The sequence below is a fragment of the Pseudomonas frederiksbergensis genome (assembly GCF_003732665.1).
GTDB classification, from domain to species: domain Bacteria; phylum Pseudomonadota; class Gammaproteobacteria; order Pseudomonadales; family Pseudomonadaceae; genus Aquipseudomonas; species Aquipseudomonas frederiksbergensis_G.
The window spans coordinates 108,431-114,914 of sequence record NZ_MOBP01000017.1 but is presented as its reverse complement, the minus strand read 5'-3'; the positions used below and the strand labels follow the sequence as shown (position 1 = coordinate 114,914).

The window sequence follows — 6,484 nt, the reverse complement described above, 5'->3', positions numbered from 1 at the left end:
AGGTCATCGTCAAGATTAAATTCCGAAACCCCTATCTGCGTATGCAGGTAGGGGTTTTGTTTTAGTAGAAGTCACCATTTTTTGCTGGGACGTTACTTCGGTAACGGGCCGGTCACAGAATTTCTTGACGACCATAGAGCATTGGAACCACCTGATCCCATCCCGAACTCAGCAGTGAAACGATGCATCGCCGATGGTAGTGTGGGGTTTCCCCATGTGAGAGTAGGTCATCGTCAAGATTGAATTCCGAAACCCCTGTCTGCTAACGCAGCCAGGGGTTTTGTCGTTTTGGAGCAGACGGCGTTCCAAGCGGCATAGAAGGCATTAAAGCTAAGCCAGAAGCTCTAGCACGCCGTTCGGCGGGAATCTGCCTGCAATTCCAGGCATTTCATACAAATCCCTAAGATTTATCCTCCTCGTGCCGAAAGACTGGTGAGACATGCGTGCACCAAAGTAGAGCGGCCTCTGTCAGAAGGCCGTCTGCGCTGTTACATGGAATGTTGCAATCCGGAACGCATCCCCACTTTCTGCATAAGAAGTCCCATGAAATGAATCTCAAGTTCAGCCATAAAATCCTGCTGGCCGCTTCAGGCGTCGTGGTGCTGGCTTTTGCGTTGTTCACTTTGTACAACGACTACTTACAGCGAAACACTATTCGGCAAAACCTCGAATCCTCTGTCCAGCAAGCCGGCGACTTGACCGCCAGCAGCGTGCAGAACTGGATGAGCGGCCGCGTGCTGGTGCTGGAAAACCTTGCACAGAACGTTGCCCATCAAGGTGCAAATGCCGATCTGCCAGGACTGGTGGATCAGCCGGCCTTCACCTCGAACTTCCAGTTCACCTACGTCGGTCAGGCCAACGGTGTGTTCACCCAACGCCCTGACGCGAAGATGCCGGACGGCTACGATCCACGCCAGCGTCCCTGGTACAAACAAGCCGTCGCTGCCGACAAGACTATGCTCACCCCGCCTTACATGGCCGCCGTCGGAGGCCTGGTCGTGACCATCGCCCTGCCGGTGAAAAAGAATGGCGAATTGCTCGGCGTTGTCGGCGGTGACCTGAGCCTGGAAACCCTGGTGAAGATCATCAACTCGGTAGACTTCGGCGGCATCGGTCACGCATTCCTGGTCAGCGCTGACGGTCAGGTGATCGTCAGCCCGGACAAAGACCAGGTGATGAAGAACCTGAAGGATATCTACCCGAACGCTGGCGTACGCATTGAGAAGGGTAACCAGGAAGTTACCCTCAATAAGCAGGACCGAATCCTGTCGTTCACCCCGGTAAGTGGCTTGCCGAATGCCGAGTGGTACATCGGTCTGTCGATCGATAAGGACAAGGCCTACGCTCCGCTGAGCCAATTCCGTACCTCGGCACTGATCGCGATGTTTATCGCCGTGAGCGCCATTGCCGTGCTGCTGAGCCTGCTGATCAACGTGCTGATGCGCCCGCTGACCACCATGGGCCGTGCGATGAAGGACATCGCCCAGGGCGAAGGTGACCTGACCCGTCGCCTGGCCGTGGAAAGCAAAGACGAATTCGGTGAGCTGGGCGGTGCGTTCAACCAGTTCGTGGAGCGGATTCACGCGTCGATTTCCGAAGTGTCCTCGGCGACCCGTCAGGTCCACGACCTGTCGCAACGCGTGATGGCCTCATCCAACGCCTCGATCATCGGTTCCGACGAGCAAAGCGCCCGCACCAACAGTGTGGCTGCCGCGATCAACCAACTCGGTGCCGCGACCCAGGAAATTGCGCGCAACGCCGCCGATGCTTCGCAGCACGCCAGCGGCGCGAGCGAGCAGGCCGATGACGGTCGTCAGGTGGTGGAAAAAACCATCCTGGCCATGACCGAGTTGTCGCAGAAAATCAGCCTGTCCTGCACCCAGATCGAAACCCTGAATGCCAGCACCGACAACATCGGGCACATTCTGGATGTGATCAAAGGCATCTCCCAGCAGACCAACCTGCTGGCGCTGAACGCGGCCATTGAAGCGGCCCGTGCCGGTGAAGCCGGGCGTGGTTTTGCGGTGGTGGCGGATGAGGTGCGTAACCTTGCCCATCGCACCCAGGAATCGGCCGAAGAGATCCACAAGATGATCACCTCGCTGCAGATCGGTTCGCGTGAAGCGGTGACCACCATGAACGCCAGCCAGGTTTCCAGCGAAGAGAGCGTTGAAGTGGCGAATCAGGCCGGTTTGCGTCTGGTCAGCGTGACCCAGCGCATCGGCGAAATCGACGGCATGAATCAGTCGGTAGCCGCGGCAACCGAAGAGCAGACCGCGGTGGTGGAAACCCTCAACGTCGACGTCAACCAGATCAACCTGCTGAACCAGCAAAGCGTGGCCAACCTCAATGAAACGTTGAAGGATTGTGATGCTCTGTCGTTGCAGGCCAATCGGTTGAAGCAATTGGTTGATAGTTTCAAGATCTGATTTCAGGTCAGTTCGACCGCGTTATCGTTCTTCGCGAGCAAGCCCGCTCCCACATTTAGCCGCATTCCTTCAGAAGGAATGCGGTCACCTGTGGGAGTGGACTTGCTCGCGAAAGCGGCGCACCAGTCACCGCCAAACCAAAGCCTTATGCAAACAGCTTCAACACATTATTCATCGCATCATCGGCAAACCCCTGCACGAAGTCCTTGAACCCCGGCAACGCCTCGGCGCCGCCCTGGGCCGGTTCGGCGATGATGGTCCACGTCGCCCGGGACTTGCCCGCGCCCAGGGATTCCACATTCATCGCCGCCCACAAATTGGCCACGCCCAGGGTGTTGTAGATCGTGGTCCAGGTCATGCTCAGCGCCTGATCGTCCCGAGAGTTGAGTTGTTCGACCACCAGGTTGCCGTCCTTGAAGAATTTCTTGCGCAGGGACGACACGCCTTCGCCAGTCATCTCGATATGCGACAGCGCCGGGATGAAGGCGTCGAAACCGGCAAAGTTGCCGACCACCGCCCAGACTTTCGCAGCGTCCGCCGGCACGTCCACCGAGGACGACACGTGGGAGCCGTGAGGGTTTTGGATCAAGGTATCGGGTTGCAGGGTTTTCATGGTGTTGCTCCTGTTGGGTGGTTCAGATGAAGTTGATTTCTTTGAGGTAGTCGCAGCCGCGACGCAGCAGCGCCGGGGATTTCTGCGGGTAGTGCGCGCCCATCTGCCGCACGCCGGCCTGGGCGTTGTCGTGGCCGATCATCGAGATGTCGCCGATGTCTTCCTCGAAGCCGTTGAGGTAGAAACCCAGCACGCCGAACAGCGCGTTGTCGCTATCCACTCGGCCCAGTTGCTGCTGCCAGTCGGCGACGCTGACCATCGAGAACTCGCGGCCGGCCTCGCGAAACGATGCCACGTAGGCATCCCAGCTCAGCGGCTCGGGGTTATGCAGGTTGAACACCGCGTGTTCCGGCTGATAACGACTGGCGTGGAAGGCAATGAACCGGGCGAGGAAATCCACCGGCATCAGGTCGAAGTTCAGCGCGAATTCCGGCACCTGGCCGAGCTGGATCGAGCCCTTGAGCATCAGCATCAAGCGATTCTTGTGGGGCTGGCAGACGCCGGTGAGGCTGTTGAAACTGATGTTGCCGGGGCGATACAGGTTGACCCGCACGCCGCGCTCCCGCGCCCGCTCAAGGATTCGTTCGCCGACCCATTTGGACAGGTTGTAGCCGTTCTTGATGTAGATCGGTGGCGTCTGTGCGGCGGGCAGTTCAAGCACCCGGCCATCGTCAGAAATCGTGCTGGACGCTGAGAGCGTCGAGACGAAGTTGAAGATCTTCTTGCTGCGCCCTTCACACAGGCGCAGGCATTCGAAAATCGGCTCGACGTTGTCCCGCGCCAGCGACTCGTAATCGAGCACGTGATTGACGTTGGCCGCGTTGTGCACCAACGCCCCGAACTCCCGGTCCAGGCGCTCGTAGACATCCGCTGCAAGTCCCAAAGAAGGACGGGTGATATCGGCCGCATAGACCCGCACCCGATGCAGATCCAGATGCTCCAGACGGTTTTCGCGTAATGCCTGGGCGAAGCGCTCCGCCGCCGTTTGCCCACCGCCATCGCGCACCAGGCAAGCGACTTCGGTGGCACCCCACGCCAGCAGCGCTTCGACGATGTGCACGCCGACAAAACTGTTGGCACCCGTGACGATCACCTTGTGCACATCGCCCATGCGGCTGACTGGCAACGGCTGAATATCCAGCTCGCGGAAGGCATCGGCCATGGCCTGTTCGCTCAACACTTCCTCGGTGCCCGAGCCACGAACCAGCGTCGCCAATTTCGCGATCGTGGGCAGTTCGATAAAGCGATTGATCGAGATGCTGCGCCCGAACTCCTCACGCAGACGCAGCAACATCCGCGACAGCAAAATCGAGTGACCGCCCAGATTGAAGAAGCTTTCGTCGGTGGAAATATCGCTCGCCGGCAACTCCAGCAACTCGGCCCAGATCTCCAACAGCAGCTCTTCATCCGCACTCGCCGGCAAGCGCCGAGCGCTGTTCTCCAGCACGGTTACCGGCAACGCCAGCAGCGCCTTGCGATCCACCTTGCCGTTACTGGCGAACGGCATGCTCGGCAGCTCTGTCCAGGCAACCGGTTGCATGTAATCCGGCAGAAACTGCACGGCATGGGCCTTCAGCGCTTCGCGGGCGGCGCCGGGTTGGTCTTCCTGGGGTTGGGCGAGGAACGCCAGGATTCGTCGCTGACTGTCGATCACCACCGCTACTTGCCGGTACAACTGACTGTCGCGCAGGCAACGTTCGATCTCTTCCGGCTCGACCCGGAAGCCACGAATCTTCACCTGATTGTCCCGCCGCCCGCACAGCTCGATGCCGTCGCCCGTCCACTTCGCCATGTCGCCGGTGCGGTAGGCGCGCAGGCGCTCGCCGTTCGGCAGGCTCAGGTCCAGATAACGTTCAGCGGTTTGCTGCGCGTTGTTCAGGTAACCCAGGCACACGCCCGGCCCGACGATGTACAACTCACCGACGGTCTGTTCGGCCACCGGTTGAAACTCTTCGTCGAGAATCAGCACCTGGCTGTTGGCAATCGGACCGCCGAGGGTGCGGTTGTTGTCGCCGGGCCGCAGTTGCCGCGCGGTGATCAGCACCGTGGCCTCGGTGGGGCCATAGAGGTTGTAGAGGTTGCCCTGACGGGTCAGTTGTTCGATGACGTAGGGTTCGCAGACGTCGCCGCCAGTCATCACGTGATCCAGCACTTGCAACTGATCCAGCGGCAGAATGCTCAACAGCGCCGGCGGCAGGAAGGCGTGGCTCAGTTGCTGATGACGGATCAGCTCGACCAGTTGCAACGGATCACGGCGTTGATCATCGCTGGGCACGATCAGCTCGGCGCCCTGCAGCAGCGTCGGGAAAATATCGATCAGCGACGAGTCGAAACTCAGCGATGAAAACTGCAATACCCGACTCTGTTCCGTCAGTTGCACATAGTCGGCGTACCACGCGGTGAAATGCGCGAGATTGGCCTGGCTGAGCAACACGCCTTTCGGATGCCCAGTGGTCCCGGAGGTGTACAGCGCCATGCAAGGTGCGTCGAGGGCGGGGCGCCGGCGCATCAGCGGTTGATCGAGATTGACGTCAGCGAAGTCGATCCGGCTGATGTCCAGCCCCGGCACCTGATCCGCCAGCGGATGCTCACCATCGTGCAGCAACAACACCGCCCCGGCGTTCTCCAGGATGTACTGCTGACGTTGCAGCGGATGGCTCGGCTCCAGCGGCAAATACACCGCGCCGCTACCGAGAATCGCCAGAATTCCCGCGTACAACGCGCTGCATTTCGGCAGGCAGATACCCACCACCAATGAACCTTGATGTTGATCCAGCAACGGCTGCAAACGCTGCTGGATCGCCCGGCTATGGGCATGCAACTGCCGATAACTTAGCGAGGTGCCGGCGATGTTCAGCGCAGGTCGTTCGGCGCTCTGGATAAAGCGCTGCTCAAGCCGCTCGATCATCGGAATCTGGCCGAGCTGCAACAGCCCTGGATTCGCCGTGAAATTGAGCTGATGGACGAAGGCCAGATGCTCCAGAAACAACAGGTTTTCCACCCGCGCAAAATGCACCGGTGTCGTCGGCTCGGCGAACAGAAAATACTCGCCGTCCCGGGAAAAGCGGCTGACCAGCAGTGCCACGTGATCCACCAGTTCCGCCACCGCTCGCTGGCGTAATGCCTGGCCGTTGCCGGAAGGTTCGTCGGCAATCGGCACGCGGGTGAACAGCGTTGAACCATAGGTGCACAGCAAGTCCAGGGTGGGCAGGCCAGCCGACTCACCAACACCCAACTGCAGCGTCAATCGCGGCACATCACCAAGGTCAGCCGAGGCCAGGCTCGCATCGTCGATCAGCAAGTCGACGTTGCCCAACCCCGGCTCGCCGACATCCGTCAGGCGAACCAGTGAGTGTCCATGTTGTTCGAGCTCCAGGGCCAGGTCGTTCAAGGCCTGGCTCTGCCCTATAAGCACAATGTCGAGACGTCTCATGATGTTCTC

General features: G+C 59.7%; 3 protein-coding genes and 1 rRNA gene. 2 read left to right on the top strand and 2 right to left on the bottom strand.

The features are described 5' to 3' along the window. The first annotated feature begins 123 nt into the window (after positions 1-123). Positions 124-239 (top strand): 5S ribosomal RNA (gene rrf, locus BK665_RS26200). Between the two features lie 309 nt (positions 240-548). Beyond that, positions 549-2,429, top strand: a complete 1,881-nt coding sequence (locus tag BK665_RS26195) for a methyl-accepting chemotaxis protein (protein WP_123409440.1) — start codon at positions 549-551, stop codon at positions 2,427-2,429. Between the two features lie 145 nt (positions 2,430-2,574). Here BK665_RS26195 and BK665_RS26190 read toward each other — a convergent pair whose 3' ends face one another. Further along, entirely contained in the window at positions 2,575-3,042 is a 468-nt protein-coding gene (locus BK665_RS26190) for an SRPBCC family protein (protein WP_123409439.1), read from the bottom strand. Positions 3,043-3,064: 22 nt separating this feature from the next. Beyond that, positions 3,065-6,475 carry a non-ribosomal peptide synthetase gene (locus BK665_RS26185; RefSeq protein ID WP_123409438.1) on the bottom strand — a complete coding sequence of 1,137 codons (3,411 nt, stop codon included), beginning with the start codon at positions 6,473-6,475 and terminating at the stop codon, positions 3,065-3,067. Positions 6,476-6,484 lie beyond the last annotated feature (9 nt).

Coding starts and splice junctions, on each gene's coding strand:
- BK665_RS26185 (WP_123409438.1), bottom strand. CDS start 6,475: ATGAGACGTCTCGACATTGTGCTTATAGGGCAGAGCCAGGCCTTGAAC.
- BK665_RS26195 (WP_123409440.1), top strand. CDS start 549: ATGAATCTCAAGTTCAGCCATAAAATCCTGCTGGCCGCTTCAGGCGTC.
- BK665_RS26190 (WP_123409439.1), bottom strand. CDS start 3,042: ATGAAAACCCTGCAACCCGATACCTTGATCCAAAACCCTCACGGCTCC.